This is a genomic window from Mesorhizobium sp. ORS 3428, from assembly GCF_001854785.1.
Lineage (GTDB): Bacteria > Pseudomonadota > Alphaproteobacteria > Rhizobiales > Rhizobiaceae > Mesorhizobium.
Genome location: NZ_MDFL01000068.1, coordinates 71,472 through 91,979 on the forward strand (window position 1 = coordinate 71,472; position 20,508 = coordinate 91,979).

At 65.4% G+C, this 20,508-nt stretch carries 18 protein-coding genes; 11 read left to right on the plus strand and 7 right to left on the minus strand.

Annotated features, from left to right (window positions below):
- The 7 genes from ORS3428_RS08065 to tssH form a co-directional block, all read right to left on the minus strand.
- Nucleotides 1–981 (minus strand): branched-chain amino acid ABC transporter permease, encoded by a 981-nt coding sequence (locus tag ORS3428_RS08065; protein WP_071096254.1) that lies wholly within the window; start codon nucleotides 979–981, stop codon nucleotides 1–3.
- Between the two features lie 7 nt (nucleotides 982–988).
- Nucleotides 989–1,855: a branched-chain amino acid ABC transporter permease gene (locus tag ORS3428_RS08070; protein WP_071096256.1), complete on the minus strand. Its 867-nt coding sequence runs from the start codon at nucleotides 1,853–1,855 to the stop codon at nucleotides 989–991.
- An 81-nt stretch (nucleotides 1,856–1,936) separates the two neighbouring features.
- Nucleotides 1,937–3,139 carry an ABC transporter substrate-binding protein gene (locus ORS3428_RS08075; protein ID WP_071096259.1) on the minus strand — a complete coding sequence of 401 codons (1,203 nt, stop codon included), beginning with the start codon at nucleotides 3,137–3,139 and terminating at the stop codon, nucleotides 1,937–1,939.
- Nucleotides 3,140–3,430: 291 nt separating this feature from the next.
- Entirely contained in the window at nucleotides 3,431–3,703 is a 273-nt protein-coding gene (locus ORS3428_RS08080; protein ID WP_071096361.1) for a hypothetical protein, read from the minus strand.
- A gap of 134 nt (nucleotides 3,704–3,837) precedes the next feature.
- Complete coding sequence (locus ORS3428_RS08085; RefSeq protein WP_071096261.1) at nucleotides 3,838–4,695, minus strand: sigma-70 family RNA polymerase sigma factor; 858 nt, start codon at nucleotides 4,693–4,695, stop codon at nucleotides 3,838–3,840.
- Nucleotides 4,695–5,183, minus strand: a complete 489-nt coding sequence (locus tag ORS3428_RS08090; RefSeq protein ID WP_071096263.1) for a carboxymuconolactone decarboxylase family protein — start codon at nucleotides 5,181–5,183, stop codon at nucleotides 4,695–4,697. Before ORS3428_RS08090 ends, ORS3428_RS08085 begins: the two co-directional genes overlap by 1 nt.
- A 111-nt stretch (nucleotides 5,184–5,294) precedes the next feature.
- Nucleotides 5,295–8,126: a type VI secretion system ATPase TssH gene (gene tssH / locus ORS3428_RS08095; protein WP_071096265.1), complete on the minus strand. Its 2,832-nt coding sequence runs from the start codon at nucleotides 8,124–8,126 to the stop codon at nucleotides 5,295–5,297.
- Nucleotides 8,127–8,460: 334 nt separating this feature from the next.
- Here tssH and tssA point away from each other — a divergent pair, with 334 nt between their 5' ends.
- Genes tssA through tssL form a run of 11 tightly spaced genes read left to right on the plus strand, consistent with a single transcriptional unit; the run spans nucleotide 8,461 to nucleotide 20,508 of the window.
- Nucleotides 8,461–9,663 carry a type VI secretion system protein TssA gene (gene tssA / locus ORS3428_RS08100; protein ID WP_071096267.1) on the plus strand — a complete coding sequence of 401 codons (1,203 nt, stop codon included), beginning with the start codon at nucleotides 8,461–8,463 and terminating at the stop codon, nucleotides 9,661–9,663.
- A gap of 5 nt (nucleotides 9,664–9,668) precedes the next feature.
- Nucleotides 9,669–10,205 carry a type VI secretion system contractile sheath small subunit gene (tssB, locus tag ORS3428_RS08105; protein ID WP_071096269.1) on the plus strand — a complete coding sequence of 179 codons (537 nt, stop codon included), beginning with the start codon at nucleotides 9,669–9,671 and terminating at the stop codon, nucleotides 10,203–10,205.
- Between the two features lie 3 nt (nucleotides 10,206–10,208).
- Nucleotides 10,209–11,717: a type VI secretion system contractile sheath large subunit gene (gene tssC / locus ORS3428_RS08110; protein WP_071096271.1), complete on the plus strand. Its 1,509-nt coding sequence runs from the start codon at nucleotides 10,209–10,211 to the stop codon at nucleotides 11,715–11,717.
- 50 nt (nucleotides 11,718–11,767) lie between these two features.
- Nucleotides 11,768–12,229 (plus strand): Hcp family type VI secretion system effector, encoded by a 462-nt coding sequence (locus tag ORS3428_RS08115; RefSeq protein WP_071096272.1) that lies wholly within the window; start codon nucleotides 11,768–11,770, stop codon nucleotides 12,227–12,229.
- A complete protein-coding gene (gene tssE, locus ORS3428_RS08120) occupies nucleotides 12,216–12,971 on the plus strand; it encodes a type VI secretion system baseplate subunit TssE (protein ID WP_071096275.1) in 756 nt (251 codons plus the stop codon). Before ORS3428_RS08115 ends, tssE begins: the two co-directional genes overlap by 14 nt.
- Before the next feature lies 1 nt (nucleotide 12,972).
- Complete coding sequence (gene tssF / locus ORS3428_RS08125; protein ID WP_071096277.1) at nucleotides 12,973–14,847, plus strand: type VI secretion system baseplate subunit TssF; 1,875 nt, start codon at nucleotides 12,973–12,975, stop codon at nucleotides 14,845–14,847.
- Nucleotides 14,811–15,893: a type VI secretion system baseplate subunit TssG gene (tssG, locus tag ORS3428_RS08130; protein WP_071096279.1), complete on the plus strand. Its 1,083-nt coding sequence runs from the start codon at nucleotides 14,811–14,813 to the stop codon at nucleotides 15,891–15,893. Before tssF ends, tssG begins: the two co-directional genes overlap by 37 nt.
- Nucleotides 15,890–17,341 carry a type VI secretion system-associated FHA domain protein TagH gene (gene tagH, locus ORS3428_RS08135; RefSeq protein WP_071096281.1) on the plus strand — a complete coding sequence of 484 codons (1,452 nt, stop codon included), beginning with the start codon at nucleotides 15,890–15,892 and terminating at the stop codon, nucleotides 17,339–17,341. The genes tssG and tagH overlap by 4 nt, the downstream gene beginning before the upstream one ends.
- 3 nt (nucleotides 17,342–17,344) lie before the next feature.
- On the plus strand, nucleotides 17,345–17,797 hold the full coding sequence (tssJ, locus tag ORS3428_RS08140) for a type VI secretion system lipoprotein TssJ (RefSeq protein ID WP_071096283.1): 453 nt from the start codon (nucleotides 17,345–17,347) through the stop codon (nucleotides 17,795–17,797).
- A 37-nt stretch (nucleotides 17,798–17,834) separates the two neighbouring features.
- Nucleotides 17,835–19,169 carry a type VI secretion system baseplate subunit TssK gene (gene tssK, locus ORS3428_RS08145; RefSeq protein ID WP_071096285.1) on the plus strand — a complete coding sequence of 445 codons (1,335 nt, stop codon included), beginning with the start codon at nucleotides 17,835–17,837 and terminating at the stop codon, nucleotides 19,167–19,169.
- Between the two features lie 4 nt (nucleotides 19,170–19,173).
- Complete coding sequence (tssL, locus tag ORS3428_RS08150) at nucleotides 19,174–20,508, plus strand: type VI secretion system protein TssL, long form (RefSeq protein ID WP_071096287.1); 1,335 nt, start codon at nucleotides 19,174–19,176, stop codon at nucleotides 20,506–20,508.

Here is a 20,508-nt window from a genome sequence, read left to right on the forward strand (position 1 = left end):
TCAAGCCTTCTTCCGCGTCGGAGCCGTGAGGCTGAGGAGGCCGTTGGGCAGCACCAGCATCAACACGATCATCAGGCCGGAATAGATCAGCAGCTGGAACTGGCCGGTCTGGAACAGCAGATCCCAGCCGAAATAGAGCACCAGCGTGCCGAGCATCGGCCCGAACACATAGCCCAGGCCGCCGAGGAAGCAGTTCAGCATGAAGTTGACGGAATCGGTGACCGTGAAGCTCGACGGATAGATCGACTGCGAGATGGCGGCGAAGATCGCGCCGGCAACCCCGCCGAAGAAAGACGAGACGGCATAGGCGATGACGCGCAGATAGGCGATGTTGACGCCGATCGAGGAGGCGAGTTCCTCGTTCTGCTGCAGCGACTGGCAAAGCTTGCCGATGCGCGAATGGACCAGGCGGTACATCACGCCGAAGCAGGCCACCATCAGCGCGACCGCGAGCAGGTAGAAGGCGAGCCGCGAATTCTGCAGCGTGGCGAAGTCCGGAATGATCGTGAGGCCGAAAATCGACAGCGCGCCGGGCAGCGGGATGCTGACGATGCCCTTGGCGCCGTTGGTGATCGGCAGCGCCAGGGCTAGCAGCCGCGCCACCTCGGTCAGCGTCAGCGTCACCATGGCGAAATAGACGCCGCGCAGCCGCAGGATCGGCAGACCGATCAGCACGCTTGCGGCGGCGCAGAAGAGACCGGCAACCGGCAGCGTCAGCCAGAATGACCAGCCATGGTTCATCACCAGAATGGCCGAGACATAGCCGCCCATCAGCGCGTAGGCGCCCTGGCCGATGTTGATGCGGCCGATATAGAAAGTGAGCCACACGCCTGCGCTGGCGATGCTGAGAAGCGCCACCGAGGTGAGCGTGTAGTAGAGGTCGATCCGGCCGCTTGCCGAGATCGCCGCCGGCACGGCGATGAAGACGATCGCCAGGAAGACGACGATCGAAGCGATTTTCATGTTGCGATTGCGGGTCATGGCGCGATCAACCCCACGGCTTGCCCATAAGCCCGTTGGGGCGGATCGACAGGAACACCATCAGGGCGGCGAAGATGACGAGGTAGGTGACGTCGCCATATTCGCGCAGCACCGTCAGGCCGACCGACTCCATCATGCCGAGGATGAAGCCGCCAGCGATAGCGCCGCCGACGACGCCGGCGCCGCCGATCATCACCATCAGGAAGGCCTTGATCGAGATCGGCCCGCCGATGCCGGAATTGACGCCGGTGATGGTGACCAGCAGACCGCCGACGACACCCGCCAGCATCGCGCCAAGCGCAAAGCCGATCATCGAATAGCGGTCGACCCGTACACCCATGAGCTGGGCCGCGACCCGGTCCTGGGCGAGCGCGCGCATGGCGCGGCCAACCCGGCTGTATTGCATATAGAGGACGAAGGCCGCGATGAAGACGATGGCCAAGGCGCCGACCACGAGGCGGTCGTAAGGCATGATGATGCCGACCTGGTTGAAGACGCCCTTGACGATCTTGGGAACGCCGCGCTGCTTCTCGCCGAACATGAGCAGGATGACGGCGTCGAAGAAAAAGGCCGTCGCGGCCGCGAGCAGCATCGTGCTCTCCTCGCGATGACTGCGCCGGATGACGGTGCGGAACAGGAATTTCTCCATCAGCGCGCCGATGACGGCGAGCGTCACACCGGACGCCAGCAGCGCCACGACGAAAGGCAGGCCGAGCTGGCCGTAGACAGTGTAGGTGATGAACCCGCCCAGAACGTACATCTGCCCGTGGGCGAAATTCAGCACGTTCATCAGGGCGAAGATCAGGGTGAGCCCCAGCGCAATCAGCGCATATTGGGCACCGAGATACAATCCGTTGGCGATKACCTGTTCCATGGAGACCTTCGATCTTCCGCGGGGTCCRGACTATCGCCCGGACCCCCGGCATGCGGGAGGAAGCAACCTAGGAACCGAACCCTAGTCGACCGAGCCGACGAACAGGGTCTGGAAAGCACCGTCCTTGTATTCGTTGACAACCATCGGCACGGCGAGCTGGCGCTTCTGGCCGAAGGATGTCGTGCCGACATAGCTCAGCTTGGCGTCGCCTTTCAGGAAGGGATTGGGCGCCGAGAAGGTGTCCATCGTCTTCTTGAACTCATCGACGTTGTTGATGGCCGCCGGATTGGCCTTCAGTGTTTCGAGAATATACTCCAGCGCGTAGACCTTGGTGTTGGACTCGTCATTGTACTCGCCAAACATCTTGGTATAGCGGGCGACGAACTCCTTCATTTGATCAGACGCGATTTCCGGCGTAGAGGCGCCGCCGACGGAAATGAAGCCGTTGGCGTACTCGCCGGCGCCCTCTTGCAGCACCTTGGCGTCCTGGGCCGTCTCGGTCGAGATCAGGCCCTCGAAGCCGAGCTCACGGGCGGCGCGGATGAGCAGCGGCGCGTTCGCCGGAGCGACGCCAGACAGCACAAGGAGGTCGGGCTTCAGCGCGACGATCGGCGTCAGCACCGGCGTGAAGTCGCGGGTGTCGTTCTGGTAGGTGTCGTTCTGGGCGACGATCTGCAGGCCGAGCGCCTTGGCCGCCTCGACGCCGCTGTCACGCTGGCTGAGCGGGTCGGACTCGTTCGCGGCAACAAAAGCGATCGTCTTCACGCCCTTGTTTTCCTTGAGGTATTTGTAGATCGCCGGACCCGACTGGTAGTTGGCGATCATGCCGAGCACGGCGTTCGAGGCCGGCTTCTGGTAGAGCGCCTTCGGGAAGGCATAGGGGAAATAGATGATGCCGTTGGCCTCGGCGACGGGGCGCACCGCGGCGGCACCGTCATCGACATTCGGCCCAACGACATAATGCACACCTTCCTGCGCCATCTTCTCCATGCCGGCGATGGCGCGCTTGGGATCCTTCTGGTCGTCGAAGGTGACGATGTTGATCTTATAGGTGTCGTTGCCGATCTTGACGCCGCCGGTCTCGTTGAGCCAGGCGGCGCGCGTCTGCATCGAGCGCACGTTCGACGTGCCCCAGGCGGCGGCAGGGCCGCTGGTGACGCCAACGAAGCCGATTTTGAGTTCCTTGTTTTCAGCCTGCGCGGACGGAATGCCGATGGCGGCAATGGCCAGGGTGGAGACGGCGCCAAGCACCATCGATTTCAGGGTGGAGCGTCGGTTGATCATCTGCAGTTCCCCTTCTGGTTATCGCGCCTTGTGTTTTGTTCGTAGGGTGCGCGGATAGCCTAAGGGAAACCCACTGCGGCAAATTGTCAACATCTTTCTGAATTATTGTATACAATAATCGGAAGAAATGTGTGCGATGGGCTCCCAGCCTGGCCAGGCAGCACTCAAACGAGGCTGTCCGCCGGAGCGCCAGCCAGCCTGGGTGAACCCGATCAGGTTCGTAGGGATGCAAATCAGGTTCGGGCTTGCCGACGGCCGATTGCGCGCAGAAAAAGCGATCGCGGGCGGCGCCTATTTTCCGCAGTGATGGTCGTTGATCTTGTTCAACGCGTTCGCATCCGGGCCCGTCCGGTGATAGGAGCAGGCGCCCGCCGCGGTGGTGACCAGCATGGCGTCGTAATAACGCGGTCCGCCGAACAGGATGTCGATGAGGTCGCCTTCGGCCGGAACATAGCGTTCGCGCTCGACCGGGCGATGATAGTGCCGGTCACCTGCGAATGCCTGGACGGGACCGGCAACGGCGGCGGCCAAAACAAGAGCACAGATCGCAACGTATTTCGTCATCGGCGGCACCCTTCCGGCCATACTGTTTGCAGCATATCCAAAATCGCCAGCTGAGCAAAAGTTCCCGCGAAGGACTTTGCAAACGAGTCCGCCTCCGTCGAGAAAGGCCTGTCAAATCCCTAGTCGAGGAAACCTTAATGCAGGTGCCTCAGCTTGTCGGGATTGCGCATCACATAGATTGCGCTGATCTTGCCATCCTCGATGTCGAGCGCGGTTGTCTGGAGTTCGCCGTCGGACTCGAGCGTGACGAAGCCAGGCAAACCGTTGATGAAGCCAAGGCGGACAAGCTGCGAGCGATTGTCCTGAAGCCAGGCGGCGATGGTCTCGTACTGCTTCATGACGGCGTCGAAGCCGAAGACCGGCTCTGTGGCTGCAGGACRCTTGCCGCCGCCATCGGCATGGGCGCTGACATCGGCGCTCAGCATGGCGCCCAGCGCCTTCATGTCGCCGTTGCGCGAAGCGTTGAAGAAGGCCTCGGCAAGCTCGAGGCCCCGTTCTTTCTCGACCTTGAAGCGGGGCCGCGCCTCGCGAACATGGCTGCGGGCGCGGGCTGCAAGCTGGCGGCAGGCAGCGGCGTCGCGCTGGATCGCCGCCGAAACCTCCTCGAACTGCAATCCGAACACGTCGTGCAGCAGGAAGGCCGCCCGCTCGAGCGGCGACAGCCGCTCCAGCGCCAGCATCAGCGGCAAGGTGATGTCGTCCAGCTCGTCGTCTTCGACGACGGGATCGGGAAGCCAGGTGCCGACATAGGCCTCGCGCCGGTGGCGGGCGGATTTGAGCTGGTCGAGGCAGAGGCGCGTGACCGTGCGGCGCAGAAAAGCCTCCGGCTGGCGCACCTCGGCGCGGTCGGCCCTCATCCAGCGGATGAAGGCCTCCTGCACCATGTCCTCGGCATCGGCAACGGAGCCCAGCATGCGGTAGGCGACCCGCATGAGCTTGGGGCGCAGCGGCTCGAATTCCGCCGCCGCGCCGCCGGATGCCGGCTGCGCCATCAAGCGGCGGCCGCCTTGTTGGAGGCCTTCGCATTGGCGGCTTTCAGGGCCGCCGGGTCGACGAAGCCGCCGAAGCCGACCGCGATGCGGTTCCAGCCATTGATTATGTTGATCATCAACGTGAGCTTCACCCGCTCCTCTTCGGAGAAATGGGGCTTCAGCGCTTCATAGGCGGCTTCATGCGTATGGCCTTCGCTCATCCGCGTCAGCGCCTCGGTCCAGGCAAGCGCCGCGCGCTCGCGGTCGGTGTAGCACGGCGCCTCGCGCCAGGCGGAAAGCAGGTAGACGCGCTGCTCGGTCTCGCCGCGTTCGCGGGCATAGGTCGTGTGCAAGTTGATGCAGTTGGCGCAGCCGTTGATCTGGGAGGCGCGGATCTCGATGAGCTCGGCGAGAGCCGGATCGAGGCTGGAGGAGATGGCGAGCGAGGCGCGGTGCCATTCCTTCATCAGCGACGGGGCGGCGGCAAGGGGATCAAGTCTGACAGTCATGGTCGGTTCCTTTCGTTGGTTCCGACCTCAAGACGAGTGAGATTGTGCCGGATGTGACATGGCGCCGAAATTTTTGCTCGACGGAGTCAGACTTGTCCAGGACAGATCCCTTTACTCGAAGGCGTAAGTGAAGCCTTCTGAAGAGGCGCCCACGGTGACCTTCGTCGTCTTCTCGCCCTCGAGCGAGCGGTTGAGCACCCCGCGGCTCAATTCCGGCAGCAACGTATTGGTCAGGATGGCATCGATCATTCGCCCGCCGGATTCGATTTCGGTGCAGCGCGCCTTGACCAGATTCATGACGCCGTCGCCGATGACCAGTTCGGCATCGTTGGTTGCCCTGAGGCGCCGCGCGATCTTGGCGAACTGGTGACGGGTAATCGCCTCGATCATCGCATCCGACAGCGGATAATACGGGATGGTCACCACGCGGCCGAGGAAGGCGGCTGGGAACACTTTCAGCAGCGGGGCGCGTAGCGCGGTGTCGAGGTCGTCGATGCCAGTTCGCACCGTGCCGTTCTTCGTCCGCTCCATGATGACGTCGGAACCGACATTGGAGGTGAGCAGGATCAGCGTGTTCTTGAAGTCGATGCGCCGGCCCTCGCTGTCGTCCATCATGCCCTTGTCGAAGACCTGGAAGAAGATCTCGTGCACGTCGGGGTGCGCCTTCTCGACCTCGTCGAGCAGGATCACCGAATAGGGTTTCCTGCGCACCGCCTCGGTCAGGATACCGCCCTTGCCGTAGCCGACATAGCCGGGCGGGGCGCCCTTCAGCGTCGAGACGGTATGCGCCTCCTGGAACTCGGACATGTTGATGGAAATCAGGTTCTGCTCGCCGCCATAGAGCGTCTCGGCCAGCGCCAGGGCCGTCTCGGTCTTGCCGACGCCGGAAGGGCCGCAGAGCAGGAAAACACCCACCGGCTTTTCCGGCGCGCCGAGACCGGCGCGGCTGGTCTGCACGCGCCTGGCGATCATCTCCATTGCATGGTCCTGGCCGACCACCCGCTCGGACAAGGTGGCGGCCAGCCTGAGGGCCTTCTCGGTCTGGCTGGACAGCATCCGTCCCGTCGGGATGCCGGTCCAGTCCTGCACCACGGCGGCAACGGCATTGCGGTCGACTGAAGGCAGGATCAGCGGCGTCTCGCCCTGCGCCGCTGCCAGCTCCGCCATCAGTTCGCGCAGCCGCGCGAGATCGGCCTCGGGGGCTTCGGCAGCCGTCTCGGCAGAAGCTGCTTCGGGCTTTGCCACATCGGCCGTGGTCCCGTTGCTTTTCGCGGCGATGGCTTTGCGAGATCCGGCGTCGGCAGTTTTGCTTTCGGCTGCCTGTTTCTCTGACACCTTCGCTTGCGTCGCTTCGGCGTCCTCTTCTCCGGCGGCTTCCTCGCCCGCCGCCGCGTCGAGCGGGACGCCCTCACCGCGCAGTCTGGCGCGCAGGTCGAGGATCTCGCTGACCAGCGCCTTTTCGCGATCCCAGCGCGCCTGGGCAGCGGCTAAAGTGGTCTCGGTTTCCGCCAGACCGGCGTCGACGCGAGCCTGCCGGTCGGCAACGTCGATGCCGATCGCCGCCTCGCGACCGATGATGCCGCGCTCGACCTCCAGCGCCTGGCGGCGGCGCAGAATGTCCTCGACCTCGGCGGGCGTGGCATGCTGCGAGACCGCGACGCGGGCACAAGCCGTGTCGAGCAGGCTGACCGCCTTGTCCGGCAATTGCCTGGCGGGGATGTAGCGGTGCGAAAGCGCAACCGCCGCCTCGATGGCCTCGTCCAGGATCTGCACCTTGTGGTGCTGCTCGAGCACGCCGGCGACGCCGCGCAGCATCAGCACGGCTACCGCTTCCGAGGGTTCTTCGATCCTGACCACCTGGAAACGGCGGGTCAGCGCCGGGTCCTTCTCGATATGCTGCTTGTATTCGGCCCAGGTGGTGGCGGCGATAGTGCGCAGCTCGCCGCGCGCCAGCGCCGGCTTGAGCAGGTTGGCCGCGTCGCCGGTGCCGGCCGCGCCGCCGGCGCCGATCAGGGTGTGCGCCTCGTCGATAAACAGGATGATCGGCGTCTCGGACGCCTGGACCTCGTCGATGACGGCCTTCAGYCGCTTCTCGAACTCGCCCTTGACGCTGGCGCCCGCCTGCATCAGCCCGACATCGAGCATGCGCACGCTGACATTCTGCAGTGTCGGCGGCACGTCGCCCTGGGCAATGCGCAGGGCAAATCCTTCGACCACGGCCGTTTTGCCGACACCCGCCTCGCCGGTCAGGATCGGGTTGTTTTGCCGGCGTCGCATCAGGATGTCGACGATCTGGCGGATCTCGGGATCGCGGCCGACGACCGGATCGATCTTGCCGTCGCGGGCGCGCTGGGTGAGGTCGGTGGCGTATTTCGCCAGCGCCGAATCCCCCCCCGGGCCGCGCTTCATCGGCGTCTCGGGGGCGGCTGGCGCGGGAGGTGAGCCGGCTTCGAGCGAGCCTTCGGTGACATCGGCGAAGCGAGAAATGACGGCGTCGGCATCGATCTTGTCGAACTCGGCGCTGATCTTCGACACCAAGCCTTCCAGCATCGGCGTCTTCAGGCAGGCAAGCAGGATATGGGCGCTGCGCACCTCCTTGGTGCCGAACTCAAGCTCCGCCAAGCTCCAGGCTTCCTGGATGGCGTGGAAGATATGGTCGGAGAACTCTTCAATCGAGGTGGCGCCATAAGGCAGTTTGTCGATGGCGCGGGTCATGTCCGCCGTCAGCCGGCTGACGTCCAACCCGGCATCGGCGATGATCATCTGCACGTCCGAGCGCTCGGAGAGCACCAGCTGCTGGATGAAATGGACGAGCTCGACATAGGGATTGCCGCGCAGCTTGGCCGTGTCGGCCGCGGCCTTGAAGGCGCGCACCCCTGTGGCATTGAGCTTGGCGACCAGTTCCTTACGCTTGAAGCTCTGCGATGACCGGCGCTGTTCCATCGAACCTGCTCCCGCAATCTGCCGACCGTACCCTGCCATATAAGCGGCTGCTTGACAAAGCCRCATGACGGACAGGCCGCCTGGATCTGTCCGGGCGGCACCGCCCGGTTACTCAAGCCTTGCAAACTCATACAACAAACACCGGATTACCGTCCGGGCTATGCGARCCATTTCACATACCCGGCCCRRCAATCGCGCCATGGGTTTCGCCGACGAAAACGGTCGCGTTTAGCTTCCGTTAGTTTTTGAGCAGATGCTCAATTGTGGTAGAGTGAGACCGTGTGATAACGTTGCATCACATAGTGGTCTCGGGGCCGCGGGCTGGGGGGTTAGTGTGATTGATCTCGCACTCTGGCTGAATCCTCTGAACGGTGAGAATCCGTCGGGAGAGGACTTGCGCAACGACCCGGCCTTTCACGAGCTGGAGCGCCTGRCGGAGCCCCAGATCAAGGTCGTCCATGACGGCAACAACAAGCCTACAGCGCAATCCACCCCGGTCGACTGGGYCGCTGTCCTCGACAAGGCGGAAGAGTTGCGTTCCCGCGGCCGTGACCTGCGCCTGCTGGTCATTGTCGCGCGGGCGCTGGCCAACGAAGAGCGGCTGGCCGGCCTGGCGCGGGGTCTGACCCTCATCGCCGGGACCTTCGACCAATATTGGGACACGATGCATCCGGCATTGCGGCCRAACGCGCCGCCGCGCGACGCCGCCCTGCGCCGCATCAATGCCCTGCTCGATCTCCAGAACGGCCAGCAAGGGCTGCTGGCGAACCTTCGCGAGATGGTCTTCTTCTCGCCGCGCCAGATCGGACCGATCAGCGGGCGCGATCTTGAACAAGCCGCGCTCGACGAGCGCGTCATGCTGCAGGAGGCGGCTTCGGGGCTGAACGCGGCCGAGAAGGCGGCGCTGACGAGTGCCCATAGCCAACTATTGAACCGGGTGCGCAGCGGCTGCGCGGCGCAGATCGACCAGGCGGGCGACGCGATGACCTCGCTGCTCGCCGACGCCCGCGCCGTGATCGCCGCCCTCGACGAAGTCGACGCCGCCCTCAACAAGCGCATCGACGGCAACGGCCCCACCATCCCGGAATTGAGACGCTTCCTGCAGCGCTTGCTGACGACGCTGGAGCGTAATTCGGCCGCCGGCGCCACGGCCAACGGGGCCGCAAAGCCAAATCAGCAGYCGGCCGAACCGGCATCACCCGCCCGAAACGGTCATGGCGCAGACGCGATGGGAGCCTCAGCAATGGGAGCCGAACCGATGGYAAGTGTCGCAGGCTATGCGGAACCGAGCGCCGGGCTGCCCGACCGGATCACCTCGCGCGACGACGTCGTCAAATGCCTCGACCTCGTCGTCGCCTTCTATGACCGCACCGAACCGTCGAGCCCGATACCGCATCTCGCCCGCCGCGTGCGCCGCATGGTGCACATGGATTTCGTGGAACTGATGGAGGATCTCGCCCCGTCGGGGCTGAAGGAGTTCCGGCTGCTTGCCGGTGTCCCCGATCCGAAGAAGCCGGCCCAGAAGGATGAAAGGTAACAAGCATGCCAGCAGAGAGCAAAGCGAAGGTCATCGAAAGAAACCGCGCCCCGCGCGTGCAGATCGCCTACGACGTTGAAACCTACGGCAGCCCGACGACGATCGAACTGCCGTTCGTCATGGCCGTGATGGCCGATCTTTCCGGCGCTTCACAGACCAAGGAAGCGATGAAGTCGGTGCTGGACCGCAACTTCGTCGAAACTGACGCCAACCGCTTCCCGAAATTCATGGAGGCGATGGGGCCGCGCGTGAAGGCGCGGGTGAAGAACACGCTGCCGCAGGCCGAGGGCGCCGAGCGGGAGGAGGAACTGGCGGTCGATCTCACCTTCTCGAAGATGGGCGATTTCGCGCCGGACAAGATCGCCGAGCAGGTCCCGCAACTGGCCGAGATCCTCAAGATGCGCCGTCAGCTCGAAGAGCTGCTCGGCTTCATGGACGGCCGCGTCGACGCCGAGAAGCGCATCGCGCAGCTTCTCAACAACGAGCCGCTGCTGAGCAAGATCGCCAGCCAGGCGATGTCTGACGGCAAGGCCGAGGAGTAAGTCATGGCTGAGCAACAAACCACTGCAACCGCCACCGCCGAGGCGGAAACCATCGATCTCGGCGAATTCAGCGGACTCCTGGAAAAGGATTTCAAGGTCAAGAAGGACGACAGCGAGAAGCTGCAGCAGTTGGTGCGCAAYCTGGCGCTGGCCGCGCAGTCGCGCTCCGAGACCACGACCATCTCGTCCAATGCGATCAAGTCGATCAAGTCGCTGATCGCCGGCATCGACAAGATGCTGACGACGCAGGTCAACGAGATCCTGCACGCGCCTGAAGTGCGCGAGATGGAAGGGACATGGCGCGGCCTGTGGTACCTCGTCAACAACACCGAGACGGATGCGAAGCACCTCAAGATCCGGGTGATGAACATCTCCAAGGAGCAGCTGGCCGACACGCTGGAAGACTATGAAGGCCAGATGTGGGACCAGAGCCCGATCTTCAAGAAGGTCTACACGGACGAGTATTCGAYGCTGGGCGGCGAGCCAATCGGCTGCATCATCGGCGCCTACGAATTCTCGAACCATCCGCGCGACGTCGGCCTGCTGCGCAACATTTCGGGCATCTGCGCGTCCGCGCACACGCCCTTCATCGCCGCCGCCTCGCCGCGCCTGTTCCGCATGGACAGCTGGCAGGAACTTCCGAACCCGCAGGACCTGCAGATGATCGTGTCGAACCCGGCCTATGCGTCGTGGCAGTCGCTGCGCGAGAGCGAGGACGCCCGCTATATCGGCCTCACCATGCCGCGTGTGCTGGCGCGCCTGCCCTACGGCACCGAGACCGTACCGGTGAAAGGGTTCACCTTCGAGGAGGAGGTGGGCGGAGACCACAACAAATATGTCTGGATGAACGCCGCCTTCCCGATGGGCGTGAACATCAACCGTAGCCACAAGCTCTTTGGCTGGGGCACGCAGATCCGCGGCGTCGAGAACGGCGGCACGGTGCTCAACTTGCCTGTGCACGCCTTCCCGACGGACGACGGCTCGATCGCGATGAAATGCCCGACGGAGGTCGCCATCGACGACCGGCGCGAGGCGGAACTGGCCAAGCTCGGCCTGATGCCTATCCTGCACCGCAAGAACACCGACCTCGCGGCTTTCATCGGCGCCCATTCGCTGCAGGACGACGAGACCCGCGCCGGCCGCCTGGTCGATCCCGACGCACAGGCGAACGAGCGTCTCTCCGCCAACCTGCCCTATCTGTTCCCCGTCTCGCGCTTCGCGCACTATCTCAAGGCGATCGCGCGCGACAAGATCGGCTCGTTCAAGGAACGCTCCGACATGCAGATCTGGTTGACCGAATGGATCAACCGGTACGTGCTGGCCAACCCTGCCTTCGCCGACGACAAGGCGCGCGCCAAGCGCCCGCTGGCCGCGGCCGAGGTCCAGGTCGACAGCGTCGAAGGCCGGCCCGGTTACTACAATGCCCGTTTCTATCTGCGTCCGCACTACCAGCTGGAAGGTATCAACGCCTCGCTCCGGCTGGTGTCGGAACTGCCGTCAGTGAAGGGGTGAAATCGTAAGCGCAGTGATCTTGTTTCGTTTGACAGCGGTGGAGAAAGACAATGCCGACAACAATGAAGATCGATGGGTTTCTGAAAGTTCCGGACATCAAGGGGCCCAGCAAGCGCGACGGCCACGAGGATGAGATTGAGGTCCATGGCGTCGACTACAAGATGGTTGCGCCCTACGACCCAAACTCGCTCTCCCGCCGCGGCCGCGTAGCGCTCGGCATGATCAAATTCACCAAGCATTACGACAAGTCGTCGCCCTACCTGAAGAAGGYATTGTTCGAAAACAAGGCGCTCGACGAGGTGGTGTTTTCGGCACGCCGCACCATCGACGGTGAGACCAGCGACTATCTGGTCGTCACGCTCACCGATGCCTCGATCATGGAATACGACATGACGCAGGCCGATGACGAAGCCGATCTGATCGAGGAAGAGGTCAGCTTCGCCTACAAGAAGATCAAGTTCGTCTACAACAAGGACGACGAGATCGAAATGGATGTCTATGTCGGCAAGTGAGGCCAGGCGGCCCGGCGCGAACAAGGCGCAGCTAGCCGGCAGTTCGCGGGCAAAGCGCGAGGCGGTCCAGCCCTCCCTGTGGGACCGCCTCATCAACGACCTGCCCGGCCTGACCTCGGAGATAGACGGGCTCAGCCGGCAGTTGCAGGAAGAGCTCGGCGCCGAGCGCGTGGAAGCTCTTCTTGCCGGCAGCGCGCGGGCCATCGATGCCGATGCGGAACTCACGCCGGACCAGAAGCGTCGGCTGCACCGTCTGGTCTTCCAGACCGAGCACCGCGCCGAGATCGAAAGCCGCGGCGTGGTGGTGTCGGCGCGCGTGCTCAAGGAAGCCGTCCGGCGCGACATCGAAGCCCTGTTCAATACCGAACGATTTGAATCCGTTCCGATGCTTTCCGACGCCGAGCAGGAACAGCCGTTGGAAGAGCTGCCCTCGCTTGCCGACTTCCCGGAAGTGCGGCGCAGCGTGGTCAACTACGGYGTGCCGTCCTTCTCCGGCCGCTCGTCGCGGGACTTCGACCGCGATGCGCTGGCGCGCGAGATTCRCTCGGTGCTCGCCACCTTCGAGCCGCGTCTCAAGGAGAGCGCCACGACGGTCAATGTCACCCTCGGCGACAAGAGCGTCGGCCTGAAGATCGAGATCGACGCCGTGCTGATCATGACGCCGACGCCGGAGCGCATGCGGCTGCGCACCATGATCAATCTCGACAACGGCCTGGCGCGAACCGAGTTCAGGGAGACCTGAGATGGATCGGGTCTTCGTCGAATATTACGAAGAGGAGCTGACCCATATCCGCGCGCTGGCCGCGGAATTCGCCGACATGCATCCGGCGGTTGCCCGCAATCTTTCCCTCGACACGGTTCCGTGCCCCGATCCCTATGTCGAACGGCTGCTCGACGGCGTGGCCTTCCTTGCCGCGCGCACGCGGCTGAAGGTGGACGCGGAGCGCTCGCGCTTCTCGCGCGCCGTGCTCGACGTGCTCTATCCGGACCTGGTGACGCCGGCGCCGGCAACGGCGATGGCCGTGCTGAAGCCAGGGCAGCAGGTGCAGTCGATGATCGCCGGCCATTCGGTGGCACGCGGCACGCGCCTGGTCTCCAGCCTGCATCCGGGACTGTCGACGCGCTCAACCTTCACCACCGCGCAGGAGGTCACGCTGTGGCCGATCGCGATAACCTCGGTCAGCTATTTCCAGGACCGCAGCGGGCTGGCGGCGGCAGGCATCGGCCCTGTCGGCGGCGTGCGCGGCGAAGCGGCGCTGCGCATCGCGCTCGCCCGGACCGGGCAGGGCAAGCTCAGCGAACTCGCGTTAGATCGCCTCGATCTCTATTTCGCCGGGCGCACCAAGGCGCCGCTTCTGTTCGACGCGATCTTCGGCGCCTGCTCGGCCGTCGGCGCGCGGCCGGAAGGCAAGACCAATCCGCTCTCGACCCTGCCCGAGCCCGAGATGGTCGGCATCCGCGACGACGAGGCGCTGATGCCGCGCACGCGCCCGACCTTCGAGGGTTACCGGCTGCTGCGCGAATATTTCATGATCCCCGAGCGCTTCCATTTTGTGCGGGTCTGCGGCCTGCAGCCGGTGGTGCGCAAATGCGAGGGAGGAATAGAAATCATCTTCCTGTTCCGGCGCCCGGTGCCGGAGCTCGCCGATGTGACACCGGCCGATTTCGAGCTCTTCGCGACGCCGCTCATCAATCTGTTCGAGCGGGAATGCAACGTCATCGAGATCGATCCGCGCAGGACGCGGCAGGTCGTGCATGCCGATCGGACGCGCGCACGCGATTTCGAGATCTTTCGGGTGACCCGCGTGGAAGACGCCGACGCGGAAGGCAGCGAGGCAGAAATTCCCGAGCTCTTCAGCCTCGGACAGAACCGCGGCGGCGGCTGGGTCTATTCGACCGAACGGCGCCCGCGCCGGGCGACGGAAGACGAGCGGCGCGACGGCGTGACCCGCACCTCCTACACCGGAGACGACGTCTTCCTGGCGGCCTCGCGGCCCGCGGGGAGCCCGGCCAACCGGCCGCTCAAGCGGCTCGACGTGACGGCGCTCTGCACCAACCGCGACCTGCCGATCCTCGACGATACGCCGACGCTGACGCTGGAGACGGCCGATCCGGTCGAAGCGGTGAGGCTGCTTGGCGCGCTGCGCCCGCCGCAGCCGGYGATCCCGGCATCGCTGCCGGYGGGCGCGGAAGGCGAATCGCGCGCCGACAATCTCGCCTGGCGTCTGGTGGCGCAGCTCTCGCTCAATTTCCTCAGCCTCGCCAAGGAAGGCCGCGGCGTCGACCCGCTGCATGCGCTGCTCGACCTCTATGCCGACCGTGGCGATCCGAGGCTTGCACGCAACGTCCATTCGATCGTGCGCATCGATTCGCGCCCGGTCATCGAGCGGCTCAAGATCGACGGGCCGATGTGTTTCGGGCGGGGCACGGAAGTGACGCTGCATGTCGACCAGTCGGTGCTGGCGGGGCAAAGCACGCTGCTGCTTTCGGCCCTGCTGGCGCGGCTGTTTGCCCGCCATGCCGGAATAAACGGCTTCGTGCGGACGCGCACGCGGCTGCTGCAGAAGCAGGAGGATGTGCCATGGCCGATGACGCCCGGCAATCGCTACCTGATCTAGGCAGCCCCGCGCCTGACGCGACCGCCACGAACGGAGGCGAGGCGCTGTCGGAAAGCTTCGACTTTTTCGAGCTGCTGCGCCGGCTGGAGCAGAGCGGCGGGCTGTTCGGCTATTCCGGCCAGGCCAATCGCGAGCCGGCACGGCTCGGCCAGCATGTGCGGCTGAGCTTCTCGGCGAGGGATGTGATCAAATTCCAGGAGGCGAGCGAAAAGGCGCCGGCGCGGGTCACCATCGCCAATCTCGGGCTGCTCGGACCTGAAGGCCCCATGCCGTTACATCTGACGCGCTGGGTTCTCGACCGGCTGTCGCAGCGCTGGTTCACCGGAACGGAGGCGGAGCAAACCAGCGACACGACCTTCGTCGACTTTGTCAACATCCTGCAGCATCGCATGATCGCCCTTTACTACCGGGCCTGGGCGGACGCGCATCCGGCTGTGCAGGTCGAGCGTTCTGTCGGCGGGCGTGTCCGCGCCATGCTCGAAGCCATGGCGGGGATCGGGCTTCCGGGCACCCAGGATCCCGAGCTCGACACGGTGAGGCTGCGCCAGGCCGGATCGCTCGCCAACCAGGTCGACGGACCTGAGCGGCTGACGCTGTTCCTCGCCACGGCCTTCAAGGTGCCGGTGCAAATCAAGGAATTCGTCGCCGCCTGGATCACCATACCGGCGGCGCTGCAGAGCCGCGTCGGCAAGGCCTATGCGGCGCTCGGGCGCGGAGCGACGATCGGGCCGCGCGTCTTCAGCCGCCAGAGCCGGATCGAATTGCGCGTCGGCCCGCTCAGCCTCGACGACTTCAAGGCATTCCTGCCGGGAAGCCGCCGCCTGGCGCTGTTCAAGAAGGCGGTGCGCGACATGATCGGCGAGACGCTCGACGTCGATCTCAGGATCGTGCTCGCGCGCGAGGCCGTGCCGCCGCCGAAGATCGGAACCGTCCAGCTCGGCCGGACCGCCTGGCTTGCACGACCCGCCGACAGGGGAGACGCCGACGACCTCAAGCTGCATACGGTTGTCGGCTGGCGGCCGGAAATGGCGGAGGCGGCGGCATGAGCCTGGTGCTGACGCTCGAACAGGGGCCACGCTCCCAGGTGGTCAGACAGACCCGCCTCGACGAGGGCGAACTGGTGATCGGTCGCAGCGCCGATGCCGGCTGGCAGATCGACGATCCGGACATGTTCGTCTCGCGCGCCCATTGCAAGATCAGCGGCGGCCGCGACGGCTATTTCGTCACCGACACGTCGAGCAGCGGGTTGTTCATCGACGATTCCGACAGCCCGCTCGGCGCCGGCAGGTCGACACGCCTGCAAAGCGGCATGCGGCTGAGGATGGGCGACTACGTGCTCTACGTCGAGGTCCAGCCCAACGCGAGCCGGACGTCGGTTGGTCAGGTCGCCAACCGTTCCGCCCCCGCATGGTCGCCGCCGGAGCCACGCGCTTCGCCTGCCATCGGCGGCGACGATTTCTTCTCGGCCAAAGTCGAGGAAGAGCCGCGGCAACCGCGTCCGGCCGACCTGCCGGACCCGTTCGAGCAGCCGGTGCCGGGCGCCTACGATCGTGCCGCGAACCGGCGCAGTTCGCCTGCCTTCGACGACCCGTTCAGCCTCGACCCGGTGCCGACACCGGTATCCAGCGACGCCGCGGCACCTGGCCGGCCGGATCCGTTCGGCTTTGGCGACATGCCGTCCCATGGCAGCGCGGCGGAGCCCGCGCCGAAACCGGCGAGCTTCAATGACGATTTCGGGTTCGGGCCGGCCCCGACGCCTGCCCCGAGCAACGGCGCCGGCTCTGCCAGCCGACGCGAGCGACAAGCCGAAAAGCCGCAGGCGGCGCATCCGTGGGACATGCCGAGCCAGGCGGCCGAGCCCCCTGCCGCGCCACGCCACGCCCCCGCCTCAAAGCCGTCCCGTTCCGCCCAGCCCGGGCCAGGCGACATGGCGCTGCGCGCCGCATTCCTGCGCGGCATGGGCGTCGAGGAAGCCGATTTCCCGGGGCGCGATCCGGTCGCCGAAATGGAGAAGTTCGGGCGCGAGTACCGGCTGATGCTGGATGGCCTGATCCAGCTCCTGCGCAAGCGCGCCGAAGAGAAGGGAAGCGCGCGCGTCGCCCAGACGGTAGTCGGGGCCTCCGAGGTCAATCCGCTCAAATTCCTGCCCACCGTCGAGGATGTCATCGTCACCATCATCTCGGAGCGCAGCCCGGGCTTTCTCTCCGGCGAGGCGGCGATCAGCGATGCGGTGAAGGACCTCGCGCAGCACCATGTGCGCGCCTGGCGCGGCGTTCAGGCCGCGCTCCGGCGCATGATCGACCGCTTCGATCCGGCGGCGATCGAGGAAGAGCTGAAATCCAATTCCGCGATCGGCAACCTGCTTTCGGGCGGGCGCAGCGCCAAGCTGTGGGAGCTTTACCAGAAACGCCATCGCGACATCGCCCAGAGCGCGGAATCGAGCTTCCTGGGCGAAATCGGCGCCGACTTCAGGGATGCTTACGAGGAGGAGTAATACATGATCGATCGACGCGAATTCATCGTTGCCCTCGGCGCGACGGGGCTGCTTGCGGCATGCCAGAGCGGCCCGCCGAAACCATCGGTCATCACGGTCAATGTGGCCGGTGGCGCCGGCATGAATCCGGGCCCCGGCGGCGGCGATCGGCCGGTGACGGTGCTGGTGATGCGGCTCGCCAGCACCGGCAAATTCAACTCGGCCGATTATTTCGCGCTGCAGGGCGATGCGGGCTCGGCGCTCRGCGCCGACCTCATCGGATCGGACACCATCTCCGTCGCGCCGGGCAAGACGGCGGCAAAAACCATCACGGTCGAGCCGAACGCGGCGGCGCTGGGCTTCGTCGCCCTGATCCGCGAGCCCGGCGGACGCAACTGGCGCACGACCAAGTCGGTGTCGCCCGGATCGAAATTCACCATCAACGTCAGCCTCGGCAAAGGCGGCATTTCCGCCTGACAGCGAGACAAGGGGTGGCAGTGCAGAGAGCAACGGCATGAGCGACGCAAACRGGGTGCTGTGGTCCGAGGGTCTCTTCTTGAGGACCCAGCACTTCCAGCAGCAGGACCGGTTCTTCGAGACGATGGTGCGCGGCGCCTTGCAGGCCGGCCAACTCCACACGTTCGGCTTCCAGCAGCTGACGCTCGACCAGTCGCTGCTCGATGCCGGCCAGGTTTCGATCGTATCGGCAAGGGGTATCTTCCCGGACGGCACGCCCTTTTCCATTCCGGAATTGATGGACGCGCCGAAACCGTTGCCGGTCACGGCAGACACCGGCGCCGGTTCGGTGCTGGTCGCCCTGCCGCTCGAGCCGCCCGGAGGCGTCGGGTTCGATCCGGCGCATGCCGCATCGACCGGCGCGCGCTATCACGGCAGGATCGTCTCGGTGCGCGATGCCGTGCAGGGCGGCGCCGACCCGGAAGAGATCGAGATCGCCCGGCCGCAGGCGGTGCTCTTGGCACCCGGCAAGTCGGTCGGCGGCTATACCGCGCTGCCGGTCGCCGACATCAAGGGCGTTCGCGCCGACGGCGGTGTTTCGCTCGACGAGAGCTTCCTGCCGCCGACGCTGATCAYCGGCGCAGTCGCCTGGTACCGGCAATTGCTGCAGGAGGTCGTCACTGGCCTCGACCAGATCGCCGAGGCGCATGGCAAGATGGTGATGGGTGGACCCGGCCGGAGCGTCGAGGACCTGCTGATGCTCCATCTCGCCAATGCGGCCAAGCCGCGGCTTGCCCATATGCTGGCGCAGGACGTCTTCCATCCGGCCGAGCTCTACCTCGAGCTTGCCGGCCTCGCCGGCGAGATGGCGACCTACGGCTCCAGCTCGCGACGGCTCGGCGAGCTGCCGGCCTATGACCATATGGCGCCCGGCCCGGCCTATATGGCGCTCGCCGACGCCTTGCGCTCGCTCATCCTCAGCCTGCGCTACATCGAGCCGAAATCGCGCGCACTGCCGGTCATGCGGCATTCGACCAATGTGTGGAAGGTCCGCATCGACAATCCGAAGCTTCTGGTCGCCAGCCGCATCGTCATCCGGGTCGGCTCCGAGCTGTCGGAGGACGCGCTGCGCAAGATCTTCGTCAACCAGGCGACCGTCGGCGCGGCGGACCAGTTCGAGGGCCTGTGGAAGTCGCGTCTGCCCGGCATCCCGCTGAAGCCGCTGCACTCGCAGCCGCGCGAGATCCCCTACGACGGCGACCGGCTGTGCCTGGAGCTGGATCAGAAGAGCGAGCATTGGGCCTCGCTGCTCGACGCCCCCGGCTTCGTCATCGGCGTTTCCGGTGTGCTGCCGAGCGAGCCGCAGGTCGACTGCTATTCGGTGAACAGGTGAGGCCATGAGCCGGGATGATCCTTTCGGACTGTCGGAGGATCGCGAACGCACGCGGATCAGRCTGACCGGCGCGTCTCCCCGGCCGATGACGCCGCTGACGCCGAGCGCGCCGGTAAAGCGGGCGCGCGCGCATCCCAACATGCTCATCAACACATTCGCGCCGCTGCTCGAATTCGCGCCGGAGCTCGAAAGCGCGCTGGCACCGGAGAACCCGGAGGTGTTGCGCACGCGCCTGCTCGACGAGTTGGTGCGGGCGCGCGATGCCGCCATGGCGGCAGGCTCCTCGCTGGAGCGGGCCGACCAGGCCGCCTGGGCGGTGGCCGCGCTGCTCGACGATCTCGCGCTCAACACGCCCTGGGGCGGCGCCAGCGCATGGCCGCGCCAGCCGCTGGTGGTCATGCTGCGCGGCGACGTCGATGCCGGCACGCAGTTCTTCTCTCGTCTCGACGAACTGGAGCGGCACCCGAACCGCGACCGCGAATTGCTGGAATTGCAATATTACTGCCTGGCGCTCGGCTTCCGCGGCAAATATCGCGTGCCCGGCCGCGCCGGCGACCGTTCGCTCAACGCCGTGCGCGTGGCGGCAGCCCGCTTCCTGCGCAACGCTGACGCCGAAGACGCGCCGCTGTCGCCGAACTGGAGGGGCGTGGTCGCTCCCGACGAGCCGCAGCGATTCATCGTTCCGATCTGGGTGATGGCGCTTGCCGCGGTTGTCATCGCCGCCGCCGCCTATGTCGGGCTTTCGATGGGGCTGAGCAGCCAGGCGGTCGAGCTTTCCGCCCTGGTGCGCGCGCTGCCGCCGCCGCAGCGCACGGATGTCGCCCGCGCCGCGCCCAAGGTCGACGCGCCCGAACCCGAAGCGCCGCAGCCGGAGCCGGTCGATTTCGCGCTGCTGCCGGAATTCAAGGCCGAGGCGCCGGATGGCCTCAAGGGGGCACTGAGCGGCACAGAGAGCGTTTCGCTGGCCAAACTCATCATCCAGTCTTCCAACCCCGAGCTTTTCCAGTCGTCACGCGCGACGCTTACCGAAGGCTACGAACCGCTGGTGGCGTCGATCGCCAAGGTGATCCTCGCCAATCAGGAGCTGATCGGCAACATCACCGTCGTCGGTCATACCGACAATGTGCGACTGCAAAAGTCCAACCCGCTTGCGACCAACCAGCGGCTTTCGGAAGCGCGGGCCGAGACGATARCCAACCTGCTGGTGCAGGCCGGCGTGCCGAAGGAGCGCGTCCATTCCGAAGGGCGCGCGGAAACCGACCCCGTGGCAGACAACTCGACACGCGAGGGCCGGGCGCTCAACCGGCGCGTCGAGGTGCTGGTCGAGAAGAGGCTCTGA

Bases quoted from the DNA above. Each gene is read 5' to 3' on its own strand.
- tssB (WP_071096269.1), top strand. From the start codon at position 9,669: ATGCCAGCAGAGAGCAAAGCGAAGGTCATCGAAAGAAACCGCGCCCCG.
- ORS3428_RS08080 (WP_071096361.1), bottom strand. From the start codon at position 3,703: ATGACGAAATACGTTGCGATCTGTGCTCTTGTTTTGGCCGCCGCCGTT.
- ORS3428_RS08075 (WP_071096259.1), bottom strand. From the start codon at position 3,139: ATGATCAACCGACGCTCCACCCTGAAATCGATGGTGCTTGGCGCCGTC.
- tagH (WP_071096281.1), top strand. From the start codon at position 15,890: ATGAGCCTGGTGCTGACGCTCGAACAGGGGCCACGCTCCCAGGTGGTC.
- ORS3428_RS08090 (WP_071096263.1), bottom strand. From the start codon at position 5,183: ATGACTGTCAGACTTGATCCCCTTGCCGCCGCCCCGTCGCTGATGAAG.
- tssG (WP_071096279.1), top strand. From the start codon at position 14,811: ATGGCCGATGACGCCCGGCAATCGCTACCTGATCTAGGCAGCCCCGCG.
- ORS3428_RS08065 (WP_071096254.1), bottom strand. From the start codon at position 981: ATGACCCGCAATCGCAACATGAAAATCGCTTCGATCGTCGTCTTCCTG.